The following is a 476-nucleotide window of genomic DNA, read 5'->3' on the forward strand; positions in this document are numbered from 1 at the left end:
CCAGGTGACCGCGCGGGAGACCGAGATCGTGGAGTTGCTCGCCCAGGGCCTGTCGAACGTCGAGATCGCCGAGCAGCTCTTCATCGAGACCAGCACGGTCAAGTCGCACCTCGGGCGGGCGATGGCGAAGATCGGCGCCCGGGACCGGCTGCAGACCGTCGTGTGGGCGTACCAGAACGGGGTTGCCCACCGGTGACAGCGGCCGATCCGCAGGCCGACGGCGCGTCCTCCCCCGGTCGAGTGTGGACACCCGCGGAGTACGATCCCGGTCGTACCGCCGTGGTGACCTCCAGCTGACGACCCCTCGATAGGAGCCAGGCATGGCCGGCCCGGACCCCGAACTCGCCGCGAAACTTCAGCCCGACGTGCCGCACGCGGCACGGATCTGGAACTACTGGATGGGTGGCAAGGACAACTTCCAGTCCGACCGGGCAGCCGGCGACGCCGTCGCCGAGGTCTACCCGGAGATCGTCCTC

At 69.3% G+C, this 476-nt stretch carries 2 protein-coding genes; both read left to right on the top strand.

Annotated features, from left to right (window positions below):
• A partial coding sequence (locus tag KBX53_RS35600) for a response regulator transcription factor (RefSeq protein ID WP_210864100.1) occupies window positions 1-196 on the top strand: 196 nt, incomplete at its 5' end.
• A gap of 124 nt (window positions 197-320) precedes the next feature.
• A partial coding sequence (locus KBX53_RS35605; protein WP_210864101.1) for an SAM-dependent methyltransferase occupies window positions 321-476 on the top strand: 156 nt, incomplete at its 3' end.

Source organism: Micromonospora sp. M51, assembly GCF_018070305.1.
Classification (GTDB): domain Bacteria; phylum Actinomycetota; class Actinomycetes; order Mycobacteriales; family Micromonosporaceae; genus Micromonospora; species Micromonospora parva.